21 protein-coding genes are annotated in these 26,792 nt (G+C 64.6%); 9 read left to right on the forward strand and 12 right to left on the reverse strand.

Annotation, left to right across the window (positions count from 1 at the left end; translation table 11 throughout):
- Positions 1–20: 20 nt before the first annotated feature.
- The 3 genes from KO538_RS06895 to ybaK form a co-directional block, all read right to left on the reverse strand.
- Positions 21–680, reverse strand: coding sequence for a DsbA family oxidoreductase (locus KO538_RS06895; protein ID WP_219327863.1), 660 nt, complete (start codon positions 678–680; stop codon positions 21–23).
- An 89-nt stretch (positions 681–769) separates the two neighbouring features.
- Positions 770–1,414, reverse strand: a complete 645-nt coding sequence (plsY, locus tag KO538_RS06900; protein WP_257620208.1) for a glycerol-3-phosphate 1-O-acyltransferase PlsY — start codon at positions 1,412–1,414, stop codon at positions 770–772.
- Positions 1,415–1,511: 97 nt separating this feature from the next.
- The gene (gene ybaK / locus KO538_RS06905) at positions 1,512–2,003 is read right to left on the reverse strand and encodes a Cys-tRNA(Pro) deacylase (protein WP_219327864.1); all 492 of its coding nucleotides are present in this window, start codon (positions 2,001–2,003) and stop codon (positions 1,512–1,514) included.
- 37 nt (positions 2,004–2,040) lie between these two features.
- Between ybaK and KO538_RS06910 the strand changes: the two genes are divergently transcribed.
- The gene (locus KO538_RS06910) at positions 2,041–3,012 is read left to right on the forward strand and encodes an endonuclease/exonuclease/phosphatase family protein (RefSeq protein WP_219327865.1); all 972 of its coding nucleotides are present in this window, start codon (positions 2,041–2,043) and stop codon (positions 3,010–3,012) included.
- A gap of 8 nt (positions 3,013–3,020) precedes the next feature.
- Here KO538_RS06910 and KO538_RS06915 read toward each other — a convergent pair whose 3' ends face one another.
- Positions 3,021–5,555 carry an EAL domain-containing protein gene (locus KO538_RS06915; RefSeq protein WP_219327866.1) on the reverse strand — a complete coding sequence of 845 codons (2,535 nt, stop codon included), beginning with the start codon at positions 5,553–5,555 and terminating at the stop codon, positions 3,021–3,023.
- Between the two features lie 392 nt (positions 5,556–5,947).
- On the opposite strand from KO538_RS06915, the gene KO538_RS06920 reads away from it, so the two are divergent.
- The 4 genes from KO538_RS06920 to KO538_RS06935 all read left to right on the forward strand — a co-directional run bounded on the left by KO538_RS06920 (position 5,948) and on the right by KO538_RS06935 (position 11,695).
- Positions 5,948–7,183 (forward strand): efflux RND transporter periplasmic adaptor subunit, encoded by a 1,236-nt coding sequence (locus KO538_RS06920; protein WP_219327867.1) that lies wholly within the window; start codon positions 5,948–5,950, stop codon positions 7,181–7,183.
- A 3-nt stretch (positions 7,184–7,186) separates the two neighbouring features.
- Positions 7,187–10,303: an efflux RND transporter permease subunit gene (locus KO538_RS06925; RefSeq protein WP_219327868.1), complete on the forward strand. Its 3,117-nt coding sequence runs from the start codon at positions 7,187–7,189 to the stop codon at positions 10,301–10,303.
- 358 nt (positions 10,304–10,661) lie between these two features.
- Positions 10,662–11,384, forward strand: a complete 723-nt coding sequence (locus tag KO538_RS06930) for an MgtC/SapB family protein (protein WP_034779974.1) — start codon at positions 10,662–10,664, stop codon at positions 11,382–11,384.
- Between the two features lie 2 nt (positions 11,385–11,386).
- Positions 11,387–11,695, forward strand: a complete 309-nt coding sequence (locus KO538_RS06935) for a hypothetical protein (protein ID WP_139143255.1) — start codon at positions 11,387–11,389, stop codon at positions 11,693–11,695.
- Here the strand turns inward: KO538_RS06935 and KO538_RS06940 are convergent.
- Together KO538_RS06940 and KO538_RS06945 are read right to left on the reverse strand one after the other, a co-directional pair.
- Positions 11,687–13,084, reverse strand: coding sequence for an ATP-binding protein (locus tag KO538_RS06940; RefSeq protein WP_219327869.1), 1,398 nt, complete (start codon positions 13,082–13,084; stop codon positions 11,687–11,689). The two genes, KO538_RS06935 and KO538_RS06940, sit on opposite strands and share 9 nt — an antisense overlap.
- Positions 13,077–13,757 (reverse strand): response regulator transcription factor, encoded by a 681-nt coding sequence (locus KO538_RS06945; protein ID WP_219327870.1) that lies wholly within the window; start codon positions 13,755–13,757, stop codon positions 13,077–13,079. Before KO538_RS06945 ends, KO538_RS06940 begins: the two co-directional genes overlap by 8 nt.
- 234 nt (positions 13,758–13,991) lie before the next feature.
- On the opposite strand from KO538_RS06945, the gene KO538_RS06950 reads away from it, so the two are divergent.
- Genes KO538_RS06950 through KO538_RS06960 form a run of 3 tightly spaced genes read left to right on the forward strand, consistent with a single transcriptional unit; the run spans position 13,992 to position 19,477 of the window.
- Complete coding sequence (locus KO538_RS06950; RefSeq protein ID WP_219327871.1) at positions 13,992–15,116, forward strand: efflux RND transporter periplasmic adaptor subunit; 1,125 nt, start codon at positions 13,992–13,994, stop codon at positions 15,114–15,116.
- Positions 15,109–18,213, forward strand: coding sequence for an efflux RND transporter permease subunit (locus tag KO538_RS06955; RefSeq protein ID WP_219327872.1), 3,105 nt, complete (start codon positions 15,109–15,111; stop codon positions 18,211–18,213). The genes KO538_RS06950 and KO538_RS06955 overlap by 8 nt, the downstream gene beginning before the upstream one ends.
- Positions 18,200–19,477 carry a TolC family protein gene (locus KO538_RS06960; RefSeq protein WP_219327873.1) on the forward strand — a complete coding sequence of 426 codons (1,278 nt, stop codon included), beginning with the start codon at positions 18,200–18,202 and terminating at the stop codon, positions 19,475–19,477. Before KO538_RS06955 ends, KO538_RS06960 begins: the two co-directional genes overlap by 14 nt.
- A gap of 69 nt (positions 19,478–19,546) precedes the next feature.
- Here the strand turns inward: KO538_RS06960 and KO538_RS06965 are convergent, their stop codons facing one another.
- The 6 genes from KO538_RS06965 to KO538_RS06990 all read right to left on the reverse strand — a co-directional run bounded on the left by KO538_RS06965 (position 19,547) and on the right by KO538_RS06990 (position 24,635).
- Positions 19,547–19,744 (reverse strand): hypothetical protein, encoded by a 198-nt coding sequence (locus tag KO538_RS06965; RefSeq protein WP_070301258.1) that lies wholly within the window; start codon positions 19,742–19,744, stop codon positions 19,547–19,549.
- A gap of 80 nt (positions 19,745–19,824) precedes the next feature.
- Positions 19,825–20,742, reverse strand: a complete 918-nt coding sequence (xerD, locus tag KO538_RS06970; protein ID WP_225242529.1) for a site-specific tyrosine recombinase XerD — start codon at positions 20,740–20,742, stop codon at positions 19,825–19,827.
- Positions 20,739–21,251 carry a methylated-DNA--[protein]-cysteine S-methyltransferase gene (locus tag KO538_RS06975; protein WP_219327874.1) on the reverse strand — a complete coding sequence of 171 codons (513 nt, stop codon included), beginning with the start codon at positions 21,249–21,251 and terminating at the stop codon, positions 20,739–20,741. The genes xerD and KO538_RS06975 overlap by 4 nt, the downstream gene beginning before the upstream one ends.
- 425 nt (positions 21,252–21,676) lie before the next feature.
- A complete protein-coding gene (locus tag KO538_RS06980) occupies positions 21,677–22,957 on the reverse strand; it encodes a TRAP transporter large permease (RefSeq protein WP_070223052.1) in 1,281 nt (426 codons plus the stop codon).
- On the reverse strand, positions 22,954–23,526 hold the full coding sequence (locus KO538_RS06985) for a TRAP transporter small permease (RefSeq protein WP_034746865.1): 573 nt from the start codon (positions 23,524–23,526) through the stop codon (positions 22,954–22,956). The genes KO538_RS06980 and KO538_RS06985 overlap by 4 nt, the downstream gene beginning before the upstream one ends.
- A gap of 116 nt (positions 23,527–23,642) precedes the next feature.
- Complete coding sequence (locus KO538_RS06990) at positions 23,643–24,635, reverse strand: TRAP transporter substrate-binding protein (protein WP_374106839.1); 993 nt, start codon at positions 24,633–24,635, stop codon at positions 23,643–23,645.
- Positions 24,636–24,771: 136 nt separating this feature from the next.
- Here KO538_RS06990 and KO538_RS06995 point away from each other — a divergent pair, with 136 nt between their 5' ends.
- Entirely contained in the window at positions 24,772–26,784 is a 2,013-nt protein-coding gene (locus tag KO538_RS06995) for a PAS domain S-box protein (RefSeq protein WP_072455110.1), read from the forward strand.
- The last annotated feature ends 8 nt before the right edge of the window (positions 26,785–26,792 follow it).

Here is a 26,792-nt window from a genome sequence, read left to right on the forward strand (position 1 = left end):
GCGCGCCATTGGCGCCTCGTTCAGGCGCCGGCGATGATCTGGCGCAAGGCTTGCTCGAACACTTCAGGCGGCTGGCCGCCGGAAATCAAATGGCGCTCGTTGATGATGACGGCCGGCACCGAGTTGATGCCGTTCTGCTGGTAGAACTGTTCCTGCGCGCGCACCTCGTCCGCATAGGCGTTCGATGCCAGCACTTCGGCCGCTTTCACGGTGTCGAGCCCCACCTTGCCGGCCACGGCCAGCAGCACCTCGTGCGACGATGGGTCCTGCCCTTGCGTGAAGTAGGCATCGAACAGCGCCATCTTGAGTTCCTTCTGGCGCCCTTCCAGGGCGGCCCAGTGCAGCAGACGGTGGGCATCAAACGTGTTGTAGATGCGGCCACGCTTGTCCATGGCGAAGGTAAAGCCCAGCTGTTCGCCGCGCGCGCGGATCGCTTCGCGCGATTGCGCCATCTGTTCCGGCGTGGAACCGTATTTGCGGGCGATGTGTTCGCCGATATCCTCGCCTTCGGGCGGCATGTTGGCGTTCAGCTCGAAAGGCTGGAAGTGGATGTCGGCCTGGACGGTGTCTTGCAGCTTGGCCAGTGCCTGCTCCAGCGATTTCAGGCCGACCACGCACCAGGGGCAGGAAACGTCGGAAACGAAATCGATACGGACGGGAGTGGGAGTGGAAACAGTCATGGTGGGCAGCCTTTGCGCGGGTCGGTGGCGGCCGCACCGCGCGGCGCCGCAAGGTTGGGGTCAGACCCGGCGGGTCTGACCCCGGCATTTTACTTTTTCTTGGCGGGCGCCTTAGCCGCATCCTTCTTGCCGCCGATCTTGCTTTCCTTGCCAGAGAGCAAATTCGCGATGTTCTGGCTGTGGCGGTAAGCGAGCAGCACGCTCATAACGATGACGGACAGCAAGATGGGATCGACGCCGAACAGCAAGCCATAGTAAAACGGCGCGAACAGGGCCGCCACCAGGGCTGCCAGCGAGGAATAGCGGAATGCGTAGGCGATGATCAGCCACGTGGCCAGGGTTGCCAGGCCCAGCCATGGATTGATGCCCAGCAGCACGCCGAGCGCCGTCGCCACGCCCTTGCCGCCGACGAAGCGGAAGAACACGGGCCACAAATGGCCGAGGAAGACGGCGATGGCCACCAGGGCCACGGCCATGTCGCCCACGCCCAGCGCGCCGGCAAAATGGTCGGCCAGGAACACGGCCAGCCAGCCCTTGGCGCCATCGCCCAGCAGGGTCATGATGGCCGCGCCCTTGTTGCCGCTGCGCAGCACGTTGGTGGCGCCCGGATTTTTCGAGCCATAGGTGCGCGGGTCGGCAATGCCGTAGACCTTGCTCATCACCACGGCAAACGATATCGAGCCGAGCAAGTAAGCGGCCACTGTCATTGCCACGGTTGTGATTACTGGATTCATTTCTTCCCTTTATTGTGTTTATTACACCAGCATCGAGGCTGGCGCAGCAGAATATACACCAGCGCCCAGTCCAAGGACAGGGCGGGGACTGGTTTTCTTAATCCTGCAAGGCGCACTGCACCGGCTTGGCTTTCAATAAATCCACGAGTACCTGCGGCGCCAGCGAGACGAGAAAACCGCGCCGCCCGCCATTGATGTAGATGCGCGGCAATTCCAGGATCGATTGCTCCACGTACACGGGCATGGCTTTCTTCGTGCCGAACGGCGAGGTGCCGCCGATCATGTAGCCGGAATGGCGCTGCGCCACGTCGGGCTTGCACGGCTCGACGGATTTGCAGCCGATGGAGCGCGCCAGGTTCTTGGTCGACACCTTGCAATCGCCATGCATGAGCACGATCATCGGCTTGGCCGCCTCGTCCTGCATCACCAGGGTCTTGATCACATCGTGCTCGGGCACGCCAAGTTCGCGCGCCGACACGCTGGTGCCGCCGTGCTCTTCGTACGGATACGGGTGTTCTTCGAAGGAAACTTGATGCTTGCGCAGCAACTGCGTCGCCTGGGTTTCGGAAATATGCTCTTTTTTAGCCATGCGTGATACGCTGATCGTTCAGTGAGGAGTGCTAATTATGCAGGAAGAAATCCGCTTTGCCACATTCAATGTCTGCAACCTTGCCCCCGCCGGGGCGAAATTGTATGACAACCTGGAACCGTTGAGCCCGGCGCAATACGCAGCCAAGGCGGAGTGGACGGCGCGGCAGATCGACCTGCTCGACGCCGACGTGATCGGCTTCCAGGAAATTTTCTCGCAAGCGGCCCTGCGCGACGTGCTGTCGCGCACGCGCCATTACCGCGAAGCCACCATGGCCGGCTACGATGCGATGGACCCTGCCGGACGCATGCTGCCCACGGTGGCGCTCGTGTCGCGCCTGCCCCTGGTGGGCGCCGGTGTGGCCTGGTCGGATTTCCCCGCCGGTGTGACCATATCCTCAGATGACAACGCCTGCCGCTTCGCCCGCGCGCCCTTGCACGTGCAGGTCATCTTGCCTGGCGGACAGCTCACGGATGTGGTCGTCGTGCATTTGAAATCGCGCCGGCCCGACTACCGCCATGGCGACGGCAACGATGCGGCCGCCTACGCGCTGGCCAACCTGCGCTCGCTGCAGCGGCGCGGCGCGGAAGCCGTGGCCCTGCGCGTGCTGGCAAGCGAACTGGGCCATAGCGGCCGTCCCCGCATCGTGCTGGGCGACTTCAACGACATCGCCAATGCCGTCACGACGGCCATCGTCATGGGCGCCGGCGCGCCGTGCGAACCGCATGGTGACATGCCGGAAATGCGCGCGCGCCTGTACGACGCCAACGCCATCCAGCTGCGCCAGGATGCCTTGCGCCACGTGGGCTACACGAATATCCACGACAGCGCCTACATGACGATCGACCACATCCTCGTGTCCGAACATTTTCATCCGGCCTCGCCGCGCGCCATCGGCGTGCTGCAGGAAGTGACTTATCTCAACGATCATTTGCTGCTGGGCCTGCCGCACGCATCCGACCATGGCCAGGTGCTGGCGCGCATCAAGCTGCTGGGAAATATCCATTAACTCAGTCACTAATGTAGTAACTTCCCCATAGCACTGCCTTCGACTTGCGCGCTGGCAAAGCGCCCCTGGTATTGCTGGCAGCCCTGCCCCCGCAGATACGCGAGTTGCTGCGCCGTTTCCACGCCTTCGGCGATCACCGTCAATTGCAGCTCGCGCGCCATGGCGATGATGGTGGCGGCCACGGCCGTGTCGGACTCGCCCGCCGCGCCGTCCGCGGCGGCGGGCAGGAACGAGGGGTCGATCTTGAGTTTGTCCACCGGGTAATGGCGCAGATTGGCCAGGCGCGAATAGCCGGTGCCGAAATCGTCGATGGCCAGTCTGGCGCCCAGCGCGCGCAGCTGCGCCAGCACGCCGGCCAGGCGTGCGCCGCCCTTCATCAGCAACGATTCCGTCACTTCCAGTTCCAGGCTGGCGGCAGGCAAACCGGACACGGCCAGCGCTTCTTGTACGCTAAGCAATAAATTATTATGCAGGCATTGCGCCGGCGACAGATTCACGGCCACTCTCCAGGCATGGCCCGCATCGTGCCAGGCGCGTGCGCGCAGGCAGGCGTGGCGCAGCACCCAGTTACCGATCGACACCATCAAGCCGCATTCCTCGGCCACGGCGATGAAGCGCTCGGGCGGCAGCACGCCCAGTTGCGGGTGGCGCCAGCGCAGCAGCGCTTCGGCGCCGAGGATCTGCCCGCTGGCAACATCGAGCGCGGGCTGGAACTCGAGCACGAATTCATCGCGGCCCAAGGCTTCGCGCAAGCCCTGCTCCAGGCTGGCCCGCTCGACGATTTGCGCATTCATTTCGGCATTGAAAAACTGGAAATTGTTACGCCCGTTCTCCTTCGCGTGATACATGGCGATGTCGGCGTTGTGCACGAGGGTATCGATGCCGTCGCCATCGCTGGGAAAGATGGCCACGCCGATCGAGGTCGACACGTGCAGTTCATATTCGCCCAGCTGGTACACCTGCGTCACGGCATGCAGCAGGCTGGCCGCCACGTGGGCCACCTGGTCGATGCCGCCCACCTCGGCCAGGATGATGACGAATTCGTCGCCGCCATGCCGGCTGACCGTGTCGACGCCGCGCACGCAGCGCACGAGGCGCCGCGCCACTTCCTTGAGCAGCAAGTCACCCACGTGGTGGCCCATGCTGTCGTTGATGTGCTTGAAGTGGTCGAGGTCCAGGTACAGGATGGCCAGCATGCTCAGCTTGCGCCGCGCGGCCGCCAGCGCCAGCGACAGCCGGTCCAGCAGCAGCACGCGGTTCGGCAAATCGGTGAGGAAATCGTGCTCGGCCAGGTGGCGCGTGTGTTCCTCGTTCTTCTTGCGCTCGCTGATATCGCTGAGGATGGCCAGGTAATTGCTCAATTGCCCCTGCGGGTCGCGGATGGCCGTCAGCGAAAGCCAGGCCGGGTAGCGCCCGCCCGCCTTGCGCTGGCCCAGGATGTCGCCTTGCCAATAGCCGTTCGCCTCGACCTCATCCCACACATGGTCGAAAAACGCGGGCGCGTCCGGCTCCACGCCGTGCAACACAAAAGGCTTGCCCAACATATCGTCCAGGCTGTAGCCGCTGATCTCGCTGTACGCAGGATTCATGCTGACGACGCGCTGCTGCGGATCCATCACGACGATGGCTTCGCGCGCATGTTCGACCACCTGTGCCGACAGGTACAGGGCCCGCTCGGCCAGTTTGCGCGAAGAAATATCGCGGATCACGGCATAAAACAGATAGGTGTGGTCGAGCGTGACGGACGTGAGCAGCACTTCGCCCCAGAACAGCTCGCCGGTGCACGTCTGATAGCGCCAGTCGTAGCGGCAGTTGCCGTCGGCATGGGCTTGCGCCGCCAGCTGCGTGCCGCGCAACGAGGACAATGCGCCATCGGGCTGGCGCAAGGGCGAAAAGTCGCTGAGGCGGCGCCCCAGCAGCCGTGGCCGGTCTTCGCATTGAAACAGGGCAATGGCGGCAGGATTCGCTTCGGCGATATGTTCGTCGCGCAGCAGCAGGATGGCGTCGGCCGATTTCTCGTACAACTGGCGGAAATTGTCGCCCATTAGCAACAAGGCGCCCTGCGCGGCGCCGTCGTGGCCGCCGGCCGTGATATCGACATCGACACAGACCACTTGCCGCACACGCCCGGATTGGATGACGGGAAACACGGTGGAGCAGATGCAGCGCGGCGCGGCTCCGTCGGCAGCGAGCTTCCACAGGCGCGTACTGCGCGCCTTGCCGCTTTCCCACACGGCTGTCAGTTCGCCCGCCGCCGCCTCGGCCACGCTGGCGGCGCAGGGCAGCGCGGCGGCCACTGTGGCCCACGGCTGGCCCAGCGCCAATTCGGCCGCCACGCCATACAGGCGCGCCGCGCCAGCGCTCCAGTAGCGCACCATGCCGTCGCGGTCGATGCCGCGCACGGCCAGGCCGGGCGCCTGTTCGATGGCGGCAACGATGATCGACAGCAAATCGAGCGCCTTGCCGGCCGGCCCCGCCTGCGGTTCGGCCGCGGCCAGCAAACGGCCCGGCGACGGGGCGGCTCCGGCAATCCGATCAGACATCAGGCCCCCTGTGGCGCGGCCGCGCGGCAACCGGCGGGCGTATGGCCTGTCCGGTGGCGCAACCATCCCGACCATTCTTGCGCGCCGGCGAATCGGCTTCTTGAGGATGCGCAAGCATCGTGACGCGCATGGCGCGCATGCTGGCCGTGGTCTCCGGTCGCCGTTTTTTGCATTCCAGCCCCGATTTTGTGCAATCTGTCGCATGGCGATGGCGGCCCGGCTTGAATCTTCCTAAAGTGGCAACATGCGCATCGCCGTGAACGGGCGCAGCGGCAGGCGTGCTGTCTGCGGCCGCCACGGTGATGCGCTACCCGAATTCCCCCGGCCTGCCGCAGGCCGGCCGCACCGAGACCTGGCGCCGAACCCCTGCGCCGCTCCTGACTAAAAAACCTATGAAAAACGAGACCCTGCCCCCCGCCTCCCCCCTTGCCGCCACGCGCCGCCGGCGCTGGCGCACGCCCGTCTTGATCTTCGTCGTGCTGGGCCTGGCCGGCGGCGGCTGGACGGTGATGCAATCGAAGCAGCAAGCCGCCAAGGCGGCCGAGCAGCAGGCGAGCAAGAAGGAGCAGGAAAAGACGCCCGTGCATGAACTGGCGCAGGGCGACGTCGCCGCCATCGATGCGCGCGCCCTCAGTATCAGCCTGCCCCTGTCCGGCTCGCTGGCGCCCGTGACCCAGGCCACCATCAAGGCCAAGGTTTCCGGCGTGATCGAGGCAACGACCTTGCAGGAAGGCCAGCACGTAGCCAATGGGCAAATCCTCGTGCGCCTGGATGCGGCCGACCAGCGCGCCCGCCTGACGCAGCAGCAAGCCATGCTCGACGAAGCGCAGGCGCGCCTGTCGATGGCCAGCAAGAATGAAGCGAACAGCCAGGCGCTGCTCAAGCAAAAATACATTTCGCAGACGGCTTACGACACGACGCAAAACTCCGTCGACCTGGCGCGCGCCAACGTCAAGTCCGCCGCCGCCATGCTCGACATCGCCCGCATCGCGCTGGCCGACACGGTGATACGCGCACCGATGGCCGGCATCGTCAGCAAGCGCCACCTGCAGGCCGGCGAAAAAGTCTCGCCCGACATGCCCGTCTACACCATCGTCAACCTGGCCCAGCTGACCCTGGAAGCACCCGTGCCCAGCGCGGAAATCCCCCGCATCAAGCTGGGCCAGGACGTGCACTTCAAGGTCGACGGCTTCGGCGCGCGCGACTTCGCCGGCAAGGTCACGCGCATCAACCCCACCACCGAGAGCGGCTCGCGCGCCATGCTCGTCTACATCGCCGTCGACAATGGCGATGGCGCGCTGCGCGGCGGCATGTTCGCCAAGGGCAGCATCGTCACCGAGCGCTCGCCCGTGGCGCCGCTCGTGCCCCTGACGGCCGTGCGCAATGAAAAACAGGGCCCCGTCGTGTATGCGCTGGTCAACAACAAGGTCGTCGCCCAGCCCGTCACCCTGGGCTTGCGCAATGAAGATGAAGGCTATGCGGAAGTGACATCGGGCCTGGTGCCGGGCGCGAAAGTCATCGTCGCCAAGCTCGATGGCGTGAAACCTGGCCACGGCGTGACCTTCGCCGCGCCCGCCGCCGCTCCCGCTCCCGCCGCGCCGGCAGCCGTGCTGGCACGGAAGGACTGAGCCATGTGGATGACCAAAGTCAGTATTCAAAATCCCGTCTTCGCCACCATGGTCATGGTGGCGCTGGTAGTACTGGGCATCTTCTCCTACCGTGGCCTGGGCGTGGAGAGCATGCCCAGCGTGCAGTTCCCGTTCGCCGCCATTGAAGTGAACTACCCGGGCGCCTCGCCCGAAGCCGTGGAAAACGACATCACGCGCCCCATCGAGGACGCCGTCAACACCGTCAGCGGCATCAAGACCATCCGTGCCAACTCGTGGGAAGGACGCGCCGGCGTCTACCTGGAATTCGAGCTGTCGACGAATATGGACAAGGCCATGCAGGACTTGCGCGACAAGGTGGCCCTGGTGCGCCCGCGCTTCCCGAAAGAAGCCAAGGACCCGTTCATCGCCCGCGCCGAGGGCGACAACGAGCGCCCCATCGCCACCATCGTGCTGACCTCCACCGGACATGACCTGCGCGCGCTGTCGACCATGACGGAGCAGATCATCAGCAAGCGCTTCCAGGGCGTGGCCGGCGTGGGGCAAGTCAAGCTGCGCGGCTTGCGCGCGCGCCAGATCCTCATCAGCATGAAGCCGATCGAGCTCAATGCCCAGGGCATCGGCGTCGATGAAGTGATCCGCGCCATCCAGGCCACGAATACGAATTTGCCGGCCGGCTCCATCAGCCATGGCGCGGCCGAGCAATTGGTGCGCGTGGAAGGCAAGATCAAGGATGCGCGCGAATTCGGCAAGATCATCGTTGCGCGCCGCGCCGTCGGCCCCGTCTACCTGGACCAGGTAGCCACCGTCATCGATGGCGAGCAGGAAGAACTGTCGATCTCGCGCATGAACGGCCAGCAGGCCGTGACCATGGAAATCACCAAGGTGCAGGATGCCAACGTAGTCGAAGTGGGCACCGGCATCCTGAAAGTGGCGGCCGACCTGCAAAAGACCTTGCCGCCCGATATCACCCTGCGCGTGCTCGACGACGAATCGGAACGCGTGCAAAGCCAGCTCAATAACGTCAAGCGCACCATCATCGAAGGCGCCGTGCTGACCATGGTGATCGTCTTCCTGTTCCTGCATTCGTGGCGCTCGACCATCATCACGGGCTTGACCCTGCCGATCTCCGTGCTGGCCAGCTTCATCGCCATGAAGGCTTTCGGCTTCACCCTGAACTTTTTGACGCTGATGGCGCTGTCCCTGTGCATCGGCCTGTTGATCGATGACGCCATCGTCGTGCGCGAAAACATCGTGCGCCACCTGGGCATGGGCAAGAACCACTACAAGGCGGCCAACGACGGCACCAATGAAATCGGCCTGGCCGTGATGGCCACCACGTTCGCCATCGTCGCCGTATTCGTCCCCGTCGCCTTCATGGACGGCATCATCGGCCGCTTCTTCCTGCAGTTCGGTATCACCGTGGCGGTCGCCGTGCTCGTGTCGCTGTTCGTCAGCTTCACGCTCGACCCCATGCTGTCGTCCGTCTGGCGCGACCCCGTCAAGGACCGCTTCAAATACGTGCCGTGGCTGGGCCGCTTCATGGCCTGGATCGAGACGGGCATCGACCGTCTGCACGTCTGGTATGGCAAGGTGCTGGCCCTGGCCCTGCGCTGGCGCAAGACGACACTGGCCACGGCCGTGGCCCTGTTCACGGGCAGCCTGATGCTCGTGCCCATGATCGGCGGCGAGATGTTCCCCGAGACGGACCAGGGCTGGGTCAACCTGCGCTTCAAGACGCCCGTCGGCTCCAGCCTCGAATATACGGATAGCAAAGTGCGCCAGATCGAAACGGCCCTGAAGGAATTCCCCGAGATCGACAGCCTGGTGGCCAATATCGGCACGCCCGATGGACGCAATGCGGCCGAGGTGAACCTGAAGCTGACGGACATCAAGACGCACAAGCGCCGCTCGCAGCAGGAACTGGAAAAACTGATCCGCGAGCGCCTGGCGCCGATTGCCGGCATCACCCTGTCCGTCGGCCAGCGTCCCATCTTCATCGCCATCCTCGGCACGGACGAAGGCAAGCTCGATGCGGTGGCGCACACGCTGATGGACAAGATGCGCAACATCAAGGGCCTGGCCGACATGGAATACAGCCAGGAAGGCGCCAATCCGTCGACCACCGTGAAGATCAATAACGAACTGGCCAGCGACCTGGGATTGTCGGTGCAGCAGATCGGCAATGCCCTGCGCCCGTTTGTCGCCGGCGACACGGTCAGCCACTGGCTGGCGTCCGACGGACAGAACTACGACGTCAACGTGCAGCTGCCCAAGTCGGGCCGGCAAAAGGTGGCCGACCTGGCCGACCTGTCGCTGGCGTCGAGCAAGCTTGACGCGAACGGCAAGCCCGTCATGATTCCGCTGCGCCAGGTGGTCGACTTCGTGCCGTCATCGAGCCCGCAAGTGCTCAAACGCCAGGCCTTGCAGCGCCGCGTCGCGATCTATGCGGGCGTGCAGGGCCGTCCCGCCGGCGACGTCGACGCCGATGTGCAAAAGGCGATGCAATCGATCGACCTGCCGCCGGGCGTGCGCTTCGACGTGGCCGGCAATGCGCAGCAGATGGCCGAAACCATGGGCGGCGCGATGATGGCGCTGGGGATCGCCGTGATCTTCATCTACCTGGTGCTGGCCTCGCAATTCGGCAGCTTTTTGCAGCCGATCGCTATCATGGTGTCCTTGCCGCTCTCCTTGATCGGCGTGCTGGCTGCATTGCTCATTACGGGCAGCACCTTGAACATCTTCTCCGTGATCGGCTTCATCATGCTCATGGGCCTCGTCACCAAGAATGCGATTCTGCTGGTCGACTTCACCAACCAGCGCCAGCGCGAAGGTCTGGGGCAGTTCGAGGCGCTGATGGAAGCGGGCCAAGTGCGGCTGCGCCCCATCCTGATGACGACCCTGGCGATGGTCTTCGGCATGCTGCCGATGGCCATCGGCATGGGCGACGGCGGCGAATCGCAGGCGCCGATGGGCCGCGCCGTCATCGGCGGCGTGATCACTTCGACCTTGCTGACCCTGGTGGTGGTGCCCGTCGCCTACACCTACCTCGATAGCCTGGGCAAGCGCGCCGCGCGCTTCTTTGGCGGCGGCGAGCATGCCCACGCCGATGCCGACGACGCCAAGGCACACGCCCACTGATCCACCGGTCGCCTTCACCGTCCCCGCATTGGCGGGGACGACGCGGCGGCTTCCTGAAGAGAGCTTCAGTTGACCAAAGCAGCCCCACTGGCTAGACTGTCCCCGTTATCAATGATATGGAGTGACTCGTGGGTGCTTGTTCCAGTGACAGTAGTCGATTGACCATCGGCGATCGGCCTTAGGCAAGACGCGCGCATTCCGCCCGCCTTGCCCTCGGCAAGGTGCGGTTTTACCAGCGGCAGTATTCTCTCGCCGCCACTTCCCCCTCTTCGTTCCACCGTTGTCGTCTGCTGCCCCAATCCGGGCGGATAGTCTTCGCCTTATGCACTCGCCTGTTCCTCCCCAGCCGGGAGAAATAATGGTGGTATTTGACTTTGCGCTGCGCGTTGCCGCGGCATTGACCCTGGGCGCCATGATCGGCGCCGAACGCCAGCTGCGCCAGCGCATGGCGGGCCTGCGCACGAACGCGCTGGTGTCCGTCGGCGCCTCGCTGTTCGTGATGGTTTCCGTGCTCGAAGGCGATGCCTCTGGCCATATGCGCATCGCCGCGCAGGTGGTGTCAGGCATCGGCTTTCTGGGCGCCGGCGTCATCATGCGCGAAGGCATGACGGTGCGAGGCTTGAACACGGCCGCCACCCTGTGGTGCTCGGCCGCCATCGGCATCCTGTGCGGCCTGGGGTTTGCGCTGGAAGCGGCCATCGGCACGGGCTTCGTGCTGATCGCCAACCTCGTGCTGCGCCACCTGGCGCAGCGCATCAACGCGCACGGCAGCGAAGCGGGCATCGAGACGGAAAGCATCTACCGCGTGACGGCCGTATGCGAGGCGGAGCAGGAAGTCCAGGTGCGCAAGCTGATGCTGCGTTTGATCAGCGGCATGCCGGCCCTGATGCTGCAATCCTTGCACAGCGAGGATGCCGCGCACGCGGGACGCATCGAAGTGCGGGCCGACTTGCTCACGCCCCTGTCCAGCCTGGGATTGCTGGAGCAGATCGTCAGCCAGGTGAGCCTGGAAGGCAGCGTCTCGGCCGTGCGCTGGGCGCTCGTCAACAACGCGGAATTTGTCGCAGAACGGGGAGTGTGATGATGAAAAAATTCTTACATTGGTTTGCCAGACGCGGTCCCGTCGTGGCCACCTATCGCCTGACCGTCACCTGCCCTGCGGCGCAAGCCGACCATGTCGTGCGCCTGCTGCTGGCCGAACTGAAAGGCGCGGGCCTGGCGCCGTCGCAAATGCTGCGCAGCTGGGACGAAGCCAGACAGGTGGTGCAGCTGATCGCCACGGTGCTGTGCCAGGCCGTGCAGCGCGCCGTGCTGGTGCGCTTCGTCAACCGCGCCGGCGCCTGGCCGCAAGTGCGGCAAGTGCGCTGGGAAGGTGTCGCGTCCTCAATCTGACGCCGGCAGCCGCATGAGGAACAGCGCGCCGCCTTGCGGGCGGTTTTGCGCCTCGATACTGCCGCCGTACGCGTGCACGATGGCTTGCGACAGGGCCAGGCCAAGGCCGAAACCGGGCGCCTCGCCCGCGCGCGCCTGCGCGCCCCGGTAAAAGCGCTCGAACAGATGCGGCAAGTCTTCCACGCCGATGCCCGGCCCCGTATCGGCCACGCCGACAATCGCATGCGCGCCATCGCGCGCCACATGCACGGCGATGACGCTGTCGGGCGGCGAAAACTTGACGGCGTTATCGAGCAGATTGGCCAGCACCAGATCCACGGGACCGGCCGCCACGCGCGCCTGCACGGCCACACTGTCATCGAAGACGATGCGGATGCCGCGCTGCGCCGCCGCCTTTTCCAGGCGCTGCGCGGCCGCCCGCACGAGGGGATTGAGCGCGATGGTTTCCACGGCATTGCGCTCCTGGCCCACGTCCAGGCGCGTGAGCATCAACAGTTCTTCCACCAGGGTCGTCAGGCGCTGCACCTCATCGAGGCAGGACGCCAGCGCGTCGACATATTCGGGCGCTTCGCGTGGGCGGCGCAGGGTGATTTCGATTTCCGTGCGCAAGCGCGACAGGGGTGAACGCAATTCGTGCGAGGCGTCGGCCGTGAAGCGGCGCTGCGCATCGTAGCCGTCCTCCAGGCGGTCCAGCATCGCGTTCAGGGTATCGACCAGGCGGCCGATCTCGTCTTGCGTGCCGGGATGGGGCAGGCGCTGGTGCAGGCTGGCTTCACCGATCGAATGGGCCTGGTCCACCACGTCGTCGATGGCGCCCAGCACGCGGCGCGTGAGCATTTCGCCGGCCAGCCCCACGGCCGCCAGCAAGGCCAGCGCCATGGCGCCAAACAGCACGGTGGCCGCGGCAAGCACGTGGTTGGTGTCGTCGAGCGAACCGGCCACCTGCACGGCCAGGCCCGCGCCGGACGAGGGCACGGGGATCGACACCATGCGCAGCGGCTCTTCGCCGAACTTGGGCAGGGTCTCGAAGACGGTCTCGCCGGCCGCCAGGCGCGCCAGCAGGGCGGACGGCGCGGGCAGCTGCGCCGCCTCCAGGTTGCGGCTGCGGGCCAGCACGCGGCCTTCGCCATCGATGATCTGCACCAGGCGGTCGAGCCGTGTCAACGACGGCGGCGCCAGTCCCGGCGCCACCTCGTGCACCTGCACGGGCTGGCGCGGCGCGGCCGGCAGCATGGCCATTTCCGTCTCGCCCAGCGCCAGCAGGGCCGCATCGAGCTGGCCGTGCACGGCGCGCGACAGGCCCCAGTAGCCGGCCAGCGCCGTGCAGGCGACGATGGCGAGGATGACGGCCAGGTGCACCAGCAACAATCGTTTGCGAAAGCTAGCCACCGTTGTTTTCCGCCAGACGGAAACCGCGTCCGCGCACCGTGTGGATCAAGGGCGGCAAACCCGGCGCATCCACTTTTCCCCGCAGGTTGCGCACGTGGACGTCGATCAGGTTATCGATGCCGATCAGGTCCGCCTGCCATATCTGCTCGGCCAGGCGCGCGCGGCTGACCACCTCGCCCGCCTGGCGCAGCAGGATCAACAGAATCGCGTATTCCTTGGGTGTCAGCACCAGAGACGCGCCGGCCCGCGTGGCCTGATGGCTGACGGGATCGAGCGTCAAATCGGCCAGCGCCAGCACCAGCGGGCGGCTGATGTCGGAGCGGCGCAGCAAGGCGCGGATGCGCGCCAGCAGCTCCTCGAATTCGAACGGCTTGGTCAGGTAATCGTCGGCGCCCGTGTTCAGGCCCGCCACCCGGTCGGCCGTGGCGTCGCGCGCCGTGAGCATCAGCACGGGCGTCTGGATGCCGCGCGTGCGCAGGTCGCGGCAAAAGTCGATGCCCTGCTTGCCCGGCAACATCCAGTCCAGCACGATCGCATCGTAGTCGACGGCGTAGCTTTCATCCTCGCCCTCTTCCGCGCTGTGCGCCACATCGACGACAAAACCTTCTTCCTGCAAGCCGCGGGCCAGCAGACGCGCCGCCTTGCGGTCGTCTTCCACCAGGAGGATTCTCATGCCTGCCTTTCGCGTCGCGCCTTGTTTTCCATGCTGGCATTTTACCGCGCCGCAGCGTGCGCACACGGAACCTGAAGAATGATTCAGGCGTTCTTGGGCGCTTCTTCAGGAGCACATTGCTATGCTTTCCCGGCGCTGTAGTGACGCTGCCTGCGCCACCTGCGCCCCTCTCTTGCCCGCCTGGGCACGGCATCCACGCATGCCCCATCACCATCAATAACAAGGAAACACGGGATGAACACGACCACCCGCAACGCCCTGGGCGCCAGCTGCGCCCTCGCTCTCGCCTGTTCGGCCCTGGCCGGCTGCGCCAAGCCGACAGCGGCAGCCACGCCGCCCCCCCAGGCCATGCACCTGGATGATGGCAGCATCGCCGTCGACAAGATGTCGCCGCTGCGCCAGCGCCTGCAGATCGCGCCCGTACAGGAACAGGAGATCGCCACGCAGACGCAGGCGCCCGGCAGCATCGAGGCGATGCCGGAAAAGCTGGTGAAAATCACGCCGCCGCTGGCCGGGCGCATCACGCGCTTGCAGCGCGCGCTGGGCGACAGCGTGAAGGCGGGAGACCCGCTGTTCACGCTCGATTCGGCGGAACTGAGCGCCGCCTACGCGGACGACAGCAAGGCCAAGTCCATCCTGCTGCAGGCGCGCCAGGAACTCGAGCGCCAGAAGACGCTGTTCGATGCGGAAATCGCCGCGCGCAAGGAGTACGAAGCGGCCCAGGCAGCCTACGACCAGGCCGGCAGCGACGCCCGGGCCAGCGCCGACAAGCTGGCCCAGTACGGCGCCGGCGCGCGCGGCACCCGCCGCGACTATGTGCTGCGTTCACCGATCGCCGGCACCGTGATCGCCATGGAAGGCGCCCAGGGCGGCTACTGGAACGATATCAACGCCCCCGTCATGACGGTGGCAGATCTCTCCACCGTGTGGCTGTCGGCCAATGTGGCCGAGCGGGACCTGGCGCAGGTGGCCGTGGGCCAAGCGACCCGCATCACCGTCGACGCCTGGCCCGGCAAGGCTTTCGAGGGCAAGGTCGCGTATGTCGGCGCCGTGCTCGATCCCGAAACGCGCACGGTGAAGGTGCGCGTGGCCATCGACAACCGCGCCGGCGCCTTCAAGCCGGGCATGTTCGCCCACGCGGGATTTGCCGGCGCCAGCCGCCGCGCCCTGCTCGTGCCGGCCGCCGCCGTCCTGCAAAGCGGACCATCGACGCGCGTGATGGTGGAGCGCAGCCCGCTGCATTTCGAACCGCGCACGGTGCAGGTGGGCGCCAGCCATGGCGAGCAAGTGGAAATCGTCTCGGGCTTGCGCGCGGGTGAACGCATCGTCGTCAAGGAAGGAGTGCTGCTCAATGATTGACCGTTTCATCGCCACCTGCTGCCAGCGGCGCGGCATCGTCTGGCTCGTGCTGCTGTTCGTTGCCGCCTATGGCGTCTATTGCTGGAAGCAGCTGCCCATCGAAGCCTATCCCGACATCGCCGACGTCACCTCGCAAATCGTCACGCAGGTGCCGGGACTGGGCGCCGAGGAAATCGAGCAGCAGATCACGATTCCCCTCGAACGCGCGCTGCTGGGCACACCGGGCATGCACGTGCTGCGCACGCGCAGCCTGTTCGCGCTGTCCTTGATCACCGTGGTGTTCGAAGATGGCAGCGACGGCTACTTCACACGCGAGCGGCTGCAGGAGCGCCTGGCCAGCGTGAACCTGCCCTACGATGCCAAGCCGGGGCTCGATCCCTATACCTCGCCCACGGGCGAGATCTTCCGCTACACGCTGGAATCGACAACACGCTCGCTGCGCGAACTGTCCGAGCTGCAGTTCTGGACCGTGATCCCCCGCTTGCAGCAGGTGCGCGGCGTGGCGGACGTCAGCAATTTCGGCGGTCTGACGACGCAGTTCATGCTGGAACTCGATCCCGCAAAGCTGGACAGCTACGGCTTCTCGCTGGCGCAGGTCAAGGACGCCATCAATGCCAACAACATCAGCGGCGGCGGCAGCGTGATCGACCGCGGCCAGCAATCGTACGTGGTGCGCGGCGTGGGCTTGCTCCATACGCTAGCCGACATGGGCAACGTCGTCGTCAGCAGCAAGGATGGCGTGCCCGTGCTGGTGAAGGACCTGGGCAAGCTTGCTTACGGCAACGTGGAACGGCGCGGCATCCTCGGCAAGGACAGCAACCCCGACACCATCGAAGGCATCACCCTGCTGCTCAAGGATTTCAATCCGTCCGAAGCGCTGGCCGGCATCCATGCGGCCGTGGACGACTTGAACGACCATGTGCTGCCGAAGGACGTCAAGGTCGTGCCCTACCTGGACCGCAGCTCGCTGATCGACGCCACCCTGCACACGGTGGGATTTACCTTGGGCGAAGGCATGCTGCTCGTCGCCCTCGTGCTGCTGCTGTACCTGGGCAGCCCCCGCGCGGCCGCCATCGTCGCGCTGACGATTCCGCTGGCCCTGCTGATCGCCTTTATCTTCATGCACCATTTTAGGATTCCCGCCAATTTGCTGTCCTTGGGGGCGATCGACTTCGGCATCCTCGTCGATGGTTCCGTGGTGGTACTGGAAAACATGCTGCGCCGCCGCGAACGGGATCAGGAGCGGCCCCTCAGCCTGCAGGACGCCATCGACGCGACCCTGCAAGTGGCGCGTCCCATCATGTTCGGCATGGCCGTCATCATCGCCGCCTATCTGCCCCTGTTCGCTTTCCAGCGCATCGAATACAAGCTGTTTTCGCCGATGGCGTATGCGGTGGGCGCGGCGCTCGTAGGTGCGCTGGTGGTGGCGCTGGTGCTGATCCCGGGCCTGGCCTGGCTGGCCTTGCGCAAGCCGCGCCGTACCTTCCACAACCGCGTGCTGGACACGCTGGCGGGCGCGTATGGCCGCTTCCTCGAACGCATGGTGGGCAGCAAGCGCTGGGTGGCGATGGTGTGCGCAGGATCGCTCGCAGCGCTTGCCATCCTGGGCGGCAGCATCGGGCGCGACTTTTTACCGTACCTCGATGAGGGCTCCTTGTGGCTGCAGGTGCAGATGCCGCCCGGGATCACCCTCGACAAGGCGTCCGAAATGGCCAGCGAACTGCGGCGCGCCGCGCTGGAATTCCCGGAAGTGTCGACCATCGTCACGCAAACGGGACGCAACGACGACGGCACCGATTACTGGACGCCGTCGCACATCGAGGCGAGCGTAGGACTGCATCCGTACAAAAGCTGGAAGTCGGGCATGAGCAAGCAGCAGCTGATCGCGAAAATGAATGCACGCTTCGCCCGCATGCCGGGCATCACCGTGGCCTTCATGCAGCCGATGATCGATGGCGTGCAGGATAAATTGTCGGGCGCCCACAGCGACCTGACGGTGAAAATCTTCGGCAATGACCTCGATGAAGTGCGCGCCATCGCCGGCAAGGTAGCCAATGTCCTGAAGACTGTCCCCGGCGCCTCCGACGTGGCCGTGGACGTCGAGCCGCCCTTGCCCAACCTGAAGGTGGAGCTGGACCGCGCCAAGGCGGCCCGCTACGGCATCAACGCGGCCGACGTGGCCGACCTGATTTCCACCGGCATCGGCGGCGCGCCCATCGGCCAGGTGTATGTGGGCGAGAAAAGCTACGACATCGCCGTACGCTTCCCGCCCGCCACGCGCTCCAGCCCGGACGCCATCGCCAGCCTGAAGCTCACGGCCGCCAACGGTGCGAAGGTGCCGCTGGCGCAGGTAGCCACCATCAGCACCACCTCGGGCGAAAGCGTGATCGTGCGTGAAATGGGACGGCGCCACATCATCGTGCGCCTCAACGCCCGCGGGCGCGACCTGGCCGGCTTCCTGGCCGAAGCGCGCCCGCTGGTGGCGCAAACCGTAGCAGGCGAGCACCAGCGCATCAGCGTCGAATGGGGCGGCCAGTTCGAAAACCTGCAGCGCGCGCAAAGCCGTTTGGCGCTGATCCTGCCGATGACCCTGGGCGCCATGTTCCTGCTGCTGTTTGGCCAGTTCCGCAACCTGCGCCAGCCCGCGCTGGTCTTGCTGGCCGTGCCGCTGGCCATGCTGGGCGGCCTGGCCGCGCTGCATTTGCGCGGCATGACCTTGAATGTATCGAGCGCCGTCGGCTTCATCGCCCTGTTCGGCGTGGCCGTCCTGAATGCCGTGCTGATGCTGGCGCAGATCAACCGCTTGCGCAGTGAGGAGGGCAAGAGCTTGCGCGACGCCGTGCTCGAAGGCGCGCGCGACCGCATGCGCCCCGTGCTGATGACGGCCACCGTGGCCGCCCTGGGCCTGACGCCGGCCATGCTGGCGACGGGCCTGGGCAGCGATGTGCAGCGCCCGCTGGCCACCGTCGTCGTGGGCGGCCTGGTGACGGCCACCGCCCTCACCCTGCTGCTGTTGCCGGCCCTGTATTACCTGATCGAGGCGCACCTGCAAAAACGCCAGACGCATACCGAAGGAGAGACCCATGACACGTTTTAATGTACTGGTGGCGGCCTGGCTGATCGCGCCCGGCGCCTTTGCCACGCCCTTGAGCTTTGACACTTACCTGTCCGCCGTGGAAAACCACAGCCTGGAACTGCGGGCGCAGCAGGAAGGCATCGTCTCGGCCAAGGCCGGCATCGGCATCGCCGGCCTGCGTCCCGATCCCGAGTTCACTCTGGGTGCCACGCGCGAAACCGTGCGCAACGCCGAACACCGTCCCGTCACGTGGAACCCGGCCATCAGCATGGCCATCGAGACGGGCGGCAAGCGCGCCGCGCGGTTAAAAGCGGCGCACAGCAGTGTCGCGCTGGCCGAGGAAACGGTGGCCGGCTTCAAGAGCGAGCTGTATCACACGGCCGCCACCGCGTTCACGGAAGCGTGCCGCACGCGCGACGTCGCAGCGCGCAAGGAGCAGACCATGGCGGCCTTGTCGAAAGTGGTCGAGGCGAACGCCGTGCGGCGCAAGGCGGGCGACGTGGGCGGCATCGAGCTGCTGCAGTCGCGCGTGGAACGCGACCAGTTCCAGGCCGAGCTGGCGCAGGCGCGCAGCGAGGCGGACAGCGCCATGTTGAATTTGTCGCCGCCCCTGGGGCGCCAGTTCGATGCGCTGTTTCCGGACGCGCAGCTGGCCTGCGACTTCGCTGTATACGAAGACAAGGATGCCAGGGTGCTGGTGCCGCAAGCGCTCGAGGCCCGCAGCGACGTGCGCATCGCCCGCGCCACCGTGGACAATCTGCGCGACGGCGCGGCCCTCGTGCGCGCCAACCGCGCCGTCGACCCGACCGTGACCGTGGGCCTGGCCGCCGCGCGCGGCTACCATGACGGCATCGATGGCAGCGGCAATCCCGTTGAAGGCGCGGCCCGCTCGCGCGCACTGTCCATCTCGCTGGCCATTCCCATCCCCCTGTCGCGGCGCGACACGGGCGACATCGTGCAGGCGGAATCAAGTGTCACGCAGGCGATGCTGGCCTTGCGCCAGGCGGAACTGACGGCGGAAACGCAGGTGCGCACGGCGCAGCGGCAATTGCGTGCGGCGCAGGACAGGCTGGCGCGCTACCGCGACGGCGTGCTGGTCGATGCGCAAAAGGTGGTCGATGGCATGCGCCTGTCTTACGTCAAAGGCAATGCGTCGCTGCTGGAATGGCTGGCGGCGCAGCGTTCGGCCGATGAAGCGTACCAGGGCTATGTGCAGGCGCGCGCCGATGCGGCCATCGCCAGCACGCAGCTGCAACTGGCGATCGGCCAGCGGCCGAGCTTGTAGCGGGGAGAAAGTAGAACGAGGAGATACCGGCGCGGCGATGGTGCCGCACCGGTCGTCAAGCATGGGGAATTACTGGGGCTGGGCAGGCGCGTCGGTAGCGTCGTCCGCATCGTCCGCTTCGGGCTCTTCACCCTCGGCACCCTCTTCACCTTCGGCCGGCTTCGGATTGTTCTTCGCTTCCAGCTTGCGCCTGGCTTTTTCCTCGGCTTTCTTCTTCTTTTCCAGCTCTTTTTGCCGTTTTTCGTATTGGAAATTTGTCTTGGCCATTTACTACCTCTTTAGTTTTTAGATGTTACAGATAAGCATATAAGGCACATTATGACGTAGTTGGAGCAAACACCAAATGTTTAGCCGCGCGGATGATGCTGCGCATGCAGCAGTTTCAGCCGTTCGCGGGCCACATGCGTGTAAATCTGCGTGGTGGAAATATCGGAGTGTCCCAGTAACAATTGCACAACACGCAAGTCCGCCCCATGGTTGAGCAAATGGGTGGCGAACGCATGGCGCAGCGTGTGCGGCGACAGCGGCGCCGTGATGCCGGCGCTCAGCGCATGTTTCTTGATGATGACCCAGAACATTTGCCGCGTCATGGCGCCCCCGCGCCGCGTGACGAACAGCGCGTCGTCCATTTGCCCGTCGAGGATGATGCCGCGCGCCTCCTTCAGGTAGCGCTCGATCCACAGCCGCGCCTGTTCACCGAACGGCACCAGCCGCGTCTTGCTGCCCTTGCCCGTGATGCGCAGCACGCCATCGTTGAGGCTCAGTTCCACGGATTTCAAGTCCACCAGTTCCGACACGCGCAAGCCGCTCGCATACATGAGTTCGAGCATGGTGCGCTCGCGCAGGCCCAGCGGCGTGCTCACGTCGGGCGCCGCCAGCAAGGCTTCCACCTGCGCTTCGCTCAGGGTATGCACGAAGCGCGCGGGCTGCTTGGCCGAGACCATCTTCAGACACGGGTCGGCGGCGATATGCTTGTGCCGCAGGGCCAGCTGGTAAAACCGCTTGAGCACGGACAGGCGCCGGTTCGACGACGTGGCCTTGCTCTCGTCGTGGCGGGCAGCGAAATACGCCTCGATGTCGGCCGTGGAGACTTCGTACAGGCCCTCGCGCCCGGGCCGCGCCACTTCCAGCCAGCGCGCAAACAGCCGCATGTCGCGCCGGTAGGCATCGAGCGAGTTTTTCGACAAGCCGTCTTCCAGCCACAGGCTGTCGCAGAATTCATCGATCAGGGTGGCGTTGTCGGGCGCCAGCAGGCTGTTCATCATCGTGCTGACCACCCCATGCCCGCCACGCCCTCATGCGCCAGCAGCCAGCGCTTGACGCCCAGGTGGAAACCCGTCGCATCGTCGTGATGGGCAAAGCCGCCCAGGCCGCCAGCGGCCGTGACCCGGTGGCAGGGGATCACCACGGGAAACCAGTTGGCGCCGCAAGCCTGGCCCACGGCGCGCGGTGCCGAGCCGATCAGGCGCGCCACGTCGCCATACGTGCGCACCTGGCCGCGCGCAATGCCGCTGATCGCCGTCCACACCCGTTGCTGATAGGCGCTGCCCGAAGCGGCCAGTGGCAAGTCGAAGACGTAATCGGGATCGCGGAAATAGCGCGCCAGTTGCTGGCAGGCCCGCTCGGAGACGGCATCCTGCGCGTCTTTCTCGTCAAAGTGCGGCGGCAGATAGACCAGTTCGCATACCTGGCCATCCTGCGCTCGCACGCCCATGGCGCCGAATGGCGCGGCCACGATGGCGCTGAACAGTTCACTACCCTGTTGTTTTTTCATCTGCTGATCATTATTCAAGTGTGGCATATATGCAACCTGCCGGCGCGGGAAACGGCGCCACGGGAATTATGCACCGACTTTGGGCGTGCCGGCGGACGTTTCCTGCGCACGAAAAAAAAGCGCACCAGTCGGTGCGCTTCAAATATTGCTTCACGTTCCCGGTCGTTTGGGTCCGCCGGTGCCGGCTTGTGGCCGCAGACAGCTATGACTCAACAACTTCTGTGAAACGTGTGTCTCCTCAATATATCCCCGGTATCAATACCGTTTTTATAGACCACTCCCCCACTAACCTTGTTGCCAATTCTGTATTTCAGCCTTGCTACCGGGGCGCATATGCATATACGTGTTCCCCCTTAAGGCTGCCCATCATAGCGCATTTATTCGGCCGTATCGACTTTTTTTGCACCATGACGGGGACAACTGTTTTAGTTGTAAATTAAATTTGGCAGCCACAGCGAGATTTGTGGTACGTAGGTGATCAAGCCCAGGAAGGCCAGCATCGTCAGCAGCCATGGCATCACGGCCACGGTCAGCTCCGAAATGCCCATCTTCGTGATGCCGGACGCCACGTACAGGTTCAAGCCCACGGGCGGATGGCACATGCCCACTTCCATGTTGACCACGATCAGGATGCCGAAGTGCACGGGATCGATGCCCAGCTTCATGGCGACGGGGAACAGAATCGGCGCCATGATCAGCACGATGGACGACGGTTCCATGACATTACCAGCCAACAACAGCAGCACGTTGACCACCAGCAGGAAGCTGATCACGCCCAGGCCCTTGCCCGTGATCCACTCGGCCATCGCTTGCGGGATGTTTTCACTGGTCATCAGGAACGAGAACAGCACGGCATTCGTGATGATGTACAACAGCATCGCCGACATGGCGGCCGAATCGAGCAAGACCTTGCCCACTTGCTTGATCTTCAAGTCCTTGTAGACAAAGACGGCGATGATGAAGGCGTACACGGCAGCCATGGCGGCCGCTTCCGTCGGCGTGAAGGCGCCCGAATAGATGCCGCCCATGACGATGACGATCAGCAGCAAGCCCCAGGCGCTCTTCTTGAACGTGACGAAGCGCTCGCCCCAGCTGGCCTTCTGCATGCGCGGATAGTTGTGCTTGCGCGCCAAAAACCACGTGGTCAGGCCCAGCAGCATGGCCAGCATCATGCCGGGAATCACGCCCGCCATGAACAGTTTACCGACCGAGGTATTCGTGCTGACGGAATACATCACCATCACGATCGATGGCGGTATCAGAATGCCCAGCGCGCCCGAGGTGGTGATGACGCCGGCGCCGAAACCGCGCGGATAGCCCTGCTTGACCATGGCCGGCAGGATGATGGAGCCGATCGCCACCACGGTGGCGGGGCTGGAACCGGACACGGCCGCAAACAGCGCGCACGCCATCACGCCGGCCAGCGCCAGGCCGCCATGCCAGTGACCGACCATGGAGCTGGCGAAGTTGATCATGCGCCGCGCCACCCCGCCATGCGTGAGGAAGTTGCCGGCCAAAATGAAGAACGGGATGGCCATGATCTCGAATTTCTCGATGCCCGTGAAAATCTTCAGGGCCACCGATTCGATGGGCACGCTGGTCATGGTAAACAGGAACGTCAGTACCGTCAGGCCCAGCGAAATGGAAATCGGCATGCCGGTCAGCATCAGCGCCAGCAGCAACACAAAAATGATCAGCGCGTTCATGCCTTGGCTCCTTTTTCTTCAGCCGTCAGTTCGTCTTCCAGCCCCTCGACATGCGAGTGGTCGTGTTTCGGCAAGGCGCCCGTCTTGATGAAATGCACCATCACTTGCAGGAAGCGGAAGCACATCAGGTAGGAACCGAGCGGCACGGCCAGATACACCAGCCACATGGGGATTTCCATGTCGGCAGAGGTCTGGTCCGTGTGGCCGATCGACCACACGAAGCTGGCACCCAGGGTCCCCACGATGCCCGTAAACAGGGCGCCGGCGCCCAGGCCGAAGACGATGAAGCGGTCGCGCCAGCGCGGGTTCATGCGGTTGATCAGCACATCGACGCCCACGTGGATGCCCGTGCGCACGCCATATGCGGCGCCGAACTTGGCCATCCAGACGAACATGTAGATACACAGTTCCTGGGCCCAGCTGGTATTGATTTGAATCAGGAAGTCTTGCAGGCCCGGTATCGGCAGGCCCGCCAGGTAGCGGTGCACGACCGCAACGAAGATGATGAAGGTGGCCGCGCCCATCAGGGTCGCGATCAGCCACTCTTCCAGGTGATCCAGAAATTTCATGGTGGACTTTCAAAGAATGCGGGTACGCTGGCACCCGCGCAGGACGCGCAGGTGCCGTTGCTGCAGAAAGACAGGAATATCCCTGACAGCCGCGCCGGGTGGCGCGGCCAGCGCGCTTACTTCGCGCTTTCCTTGTTGATGGCCGAGATCAGATCCTTGCCGATGCGCGCTTCCATGGCCTTCTGCACGGGCGCCAGCGCCTTGCGCCACTCGGCCTGTTCCTGCACCGTCAGCGTATAGATCTGCGTCTTGCCCGCTTTCTTGATGGCGTCGAGGGCCTGGTCGTTGTCGCGCTGGGCGATGGCTTTTTCAAACGTCGTCGCCTCGCGCATGGCTTTTTCCAGCTGGCCGCGGATATCGGGCGGCAAGCCATCCCAGAATTTCTTGTTGACGATGACGGCATAGCCCAGGTAGCCGTGGTTCGACACGGTCACGTGCTTTTGCACTTCATGCATCTTTTGCGTGTACATATTCGATGGCGGATTTTCCGTGCCGTCGACGACGCCCGTCTGCAGCGCCTGATACACTTCCGAGAAGGCCAGCACTTGCGGATTGGCGCCCAGCGCGCGCATCTGCGCGTCAAGTACCTTCGACGACTGGATGCGCATTTTCAGGCCCTTGAAGTCGGCCGGCATGTGCAGCGGCTTGTTGGCCGACATCACCTTGAAGCCGTTGTCCCAGTAGGCCAGGCCCGTGATACCCTTGGGTTCCAGTTTTTTCAGCAGGCTCTTGCCGATTTCGCCTTCGGTGACGTTGTACAGCGCCGTCTTGGTGGGGAAGATGTAGGGCAGGTCGAATGCTTCGAATTCCTTCACGCCCAGCGGGCCGAACTTGGCCAGCGACGGCGCCAGCATCTGCACGGCGCCCAGCTGCAACGCTTCGAGTTCTTCCTTGTCCTTGTACAGCTGGCTGTTCGGGTACAGTTCGATCTTGACCTTGCCGTTCGTGGCTTTTTCGGCCAGCTGCTTGAAGCGCTCGGCGGCCTGGCCTTTCGGCGTGTCGGTCGCCACGACGTGGCTGAATTTGATGACGATGGGGGCTTGCGCGTAAGCGTGGACGCCGGCGGTGGCGCCGATGGCCGCGCACAGCGCGACGAACATGGTTTTCATCTGCATTTTTGTCTCCTGAGTGGTTTTTAAAAAAACTTTATTATTTGTCTACTTGAATATTGTGCCAAAGAAACTGCTTCGGCTATTGTGGTTAACCACAATAGCCGGTTCCCGATAAGCCGCTACCCTGCCAGCCATGCCGACTCCCCCCACCCTTGCGCGCCGCTTCAAGCTATCGAGCCCGATGCGCTGGCTGCTGCCCGTCATCCTGCTGCTGCTGTTCCTGTCCATCCTGTTCTGGCTGCCCTGGCAGGCGCGCCAGATGGAGAGCAACGAGCGCCAGGAGCAGCTGATCGCCGATACGCTGTGGGTGGAGCAGACCATCCGCTTCCAGCTGGCGCGCAACGAGGAAAGCCTGTTCAACCTGGGCGTGGACATCGCCAGCGGCTCGCTGGGCGCGGAAAAAGTGCACGAACGGCTGCAGCAGATGTTGCGCAATGGCCGCGAATTGCAGCGCGTGCTGTGGCTTGACACCAGCGGCAAGGTGCTGGCCACCAGCGACAACAGTCTGCCGCACGCGCTGTCGTTTTCGCCGGCCTCGCTGACGGCGGCCGACAATGCGCGCCGTTTGCACCGGGGCCAGTATGCCCAGCCTTCGCAGCAGACGGGCTTTCCCGACGCGCCGCCGGGCGCCATGCTGATGGATTACCACCAGCCCCTGTTCGATGGCCAGCGCTATGTGGGCAGTCTGGTCGCCACCTACCAGATCAGCAGCCTGCTCGATGAAATGGTGCCGTGGTGGTTCGCCCAGGATAACCAGATTTCGCTGATCGACCGCGACGACAAGGTGCTGGCGCGGCGCGCCGCCGCCGGCCCCGGTCACGGCGTGTACACGCACAAGCGCGCGCTCGACGTGCCCGGCGCCAGCATCACCCTGTTTACCGACAGCGTGAAAAGCCAGCCCAAGCTGCTGCCCAATCTGCTGGTCGGCTCCGTCATCGCCCTGTCGCTGGGTTTGCTGTGGAGCTTGCTGGCCCTGTGGCGGCATATTTCACGCCGCCTGGTGGCCGAAGGCGCGCTGCGCCAGCAGATGCTGTTTCGCACGGCGATGGAAAACTCGCTGGTGACGGGCATGCGCGCGCGCGACCTGGAAGGCAGGGTCACCTACGTGAATCCCGCGTTTTGCCAGATCGTCGGCTATCCGCCCGAGGAAATCCTCGGGCGCCTGCCGCCCATGCCCTACTGGGTACCCGAAGCGCTGGAGGAATACCAGCAGCGCTTCGTCAAGGCCCTGGCCGGCAATCCCACGCCGCAGTTCGAAACCTATTTCCAGCGCCCGGACGGCACGCGCGTGCCCGTGCTGATCTTCGAGGCGCCCCTGGTGGACAAGAATGGCCAGCAGACGGGATGGATGGGATCCGTGCTCGACATCTCGGACCGCAAGCGGGTCGAGGAACTCAATCGCCAGCAGCAGGAAAAGCTGCAAACGAGCTCGCGCCTGGCCACCATGGGCGAGCTGGCGTCGATGCTGGCGCACGAATTGAACCAGCCGCTGGCGGCCATTTCCAGCTACACGACGGGCGCCTTGAATTTGATCCGCCGCGCCATCGACCATGACGCCCCCGTCGATCCGGGCACCTTGAAGCCGGCGCTGGAACAGGCCAGCGCGCAGGCGCAGCGGGCCGGCCAGATCATCCGCAGCGTGCACGATTTCGTGCGCAAGAGCGAGCCGCAGCGCCAGGATATCGCCATCCGCACCCTGATCGACGGCATCCGCGCGCTGATCGACCTGCAGGCGCGCAAATACTATGTCACCATCCAGGAAGAGCTGCCGCCGGACCTGCCGCTGCTGCGCGCCGATCCCGTGATGATCGAACAAGTGCTGCTGAACCTGACGCGCAACGCCATCGAGGCCATGCAGGATGCGGCGCCGGGACGGCGTATCATGCGCCTGCGGGCCAGCCACGACGCGCAGCAGGGCATGGTGACGGTGGACGTGATCGACCATGGCCATGGCATTCCCCAGGACGTGGCCGAGCGGCTGTTTTCGCCGTTTTTCTCGACCAAGTCCGAAGGCATGGGCATGGGCCTGAACATCTGCCGCACCGCCATCGAATTTCACGGCGGCGCGCTGACCTTCGGCGCCAACCCCGCTGGCGGAACGATCTTTACCTTCAGCGTGCCGGCCGCGCCAAGCGCGCCGCACTAACGAATAAC

The organism is Janthinobacterium sp. NKUCC08_JDC, assembly GCF_019345575.1.
GTDB lineage: Bacteria > Pseudomonadota > Gammaproteobacteria > Burkholderiales > Burkholderiaceae_D > Janthinobacterium > Janthinobacterium aestuarii.

Bases quoted from the DNA above. Each gene is read 5' to 3' on its own strand.
- KO538_RS06895 (WP_219327863.1), bottom strand. From the start codon at position 680: ATGACTGTTTCCACTCCCACTCCCGTCCGTATCGATTTCGTTTCCGAC.
- plsY (WP_257620208.1), bottom strand. From the start codon at position 1,414: ATGAATCCAGTAATCACAACCGTGGCAATGACAGTGGCCGCTTACTTG.
- ybaK (WP_219327864.1), bottom strand. From the start codon at position 2,003: ATGGCTAAAAAAGAGCATATTTCCGAAACCCAGGCGACGCAGTTGCTG.
- KO538_RS06910 (WP_219327865.1), top strand. From the start codon at position 2,041: ATGCAGGAAGAAATCCGCTTTGCCACATTCAATGTCTGCAACCTTGCC.
- KO538_RS06915 (WP_219327866.1), bottom strand. From the start codon at position 5,555: ATGTCTGATCGGATTGCCGGAGCCGCCCCGTCGCCGGGCCGTTTGCTG.
- KO538_RS06920 (WP_219327867.1), top strand. From the start codon at position 5,948: ATGAAAAACGAGACCCTGCCCCCCGCCTCCCCCCTTGCCGCCACGCGC.
- KO538_RS06925 (WP_219327868.1), top strand. From the start codon at position 7,187: ATGTGGATGACCAAAGTCAGTATTCAAAATCCCGTCTTCGCCACCATG.
- KO538_RS06930 (WP_034779974.1), top strand. From the start codon at position 10,662: ATGGTGGTATTTGACTTTGCGCTGCGCGTTGCCGCGGCATTGACCCTG.
- KO538_RS06935 (WP_139143255.1), top strand. From the start codon at position 11,387: ATGAAAAAATTCTTACATTGGTTTGCCAGACGCGGTCCCGTCGTGGCC.
- KO538_RS06945 (WP_219327870.1), bottom strand. From the start codon at position 13,757: ATGAGAATCCTCCTGGTGGAAGACGACCGCAAGGCGGCGCGTCTGCTG.
- KO538_RS06950 (WP_219327871.1), top strand. From the start codon at position 13,992: ATGAACACGACCACCCGCAACGCCCTGGGCGCCAGCTGCGCCCTCGCT.
- KO538_RS06955 (WP_219327872.1), top strand. From the start codon at position 15,109: ATGATTGACCGTTTCATCGCCACCTGCTGCCAGCGGCGCGGCATCGTC.
- KO538_RS06960 (WP_219327873.1), top strand. From the start codon at position 18,200: ATGACACGTTTTAATGTACTGGTGGCGGCCTGGCTGATCGCGCCCGGC.
- KO538_RS06965 (WP_070301258.1), bottom strand. From the start codon at position 19,744: ATGGCCAAGACAAATTTCCAATACGAAAAACGGCAAAAAGAGCTGGAA.
- xerD (WP_225242529.1), bottom strand. From the start codon at position 20,742: ATGATGAACAGCCTGCTGGCGCCCGACAACGCCACCCTGATCGATGAA.
- KO538_RS06975 (WP_219327874.1), bottom strand. From the start codon at position 21,251: ATGAAAAAACAACAGGGTAGTGAACTGTTCAGCGCCATCGTGGCCGCG.
- KO538_RS06980 (WP_070223052.1), bottom strand. From the start codon at position 22,957: ATGAACGCGCTGATCATTTTTGTGTTGCTGCTGGCGCTGATGCTGACC.
- KO538_RS06985 (WP_034746865.1), bottom strand. From the start codon at position 23,526: ATGAAATTTCTGGATCACCTGGAAGAGTGGCTGATCGCGACCCTGATG.
- KO538_RS06990 (WP_374106839.1), bottom strand. From the start codon at position 24,635: ATGAAAACCATGTTCGTCGCGCTGTGCGCGGCCATCGGCGCCACCGCC.
- KO538_RS06995 (WP_072455110.1), top strand. From the start codon at position 24,772: ATGCCGACTCCCCCCACCCTTGCGCGCCGCTTCAAGCTATCGAGCCCG.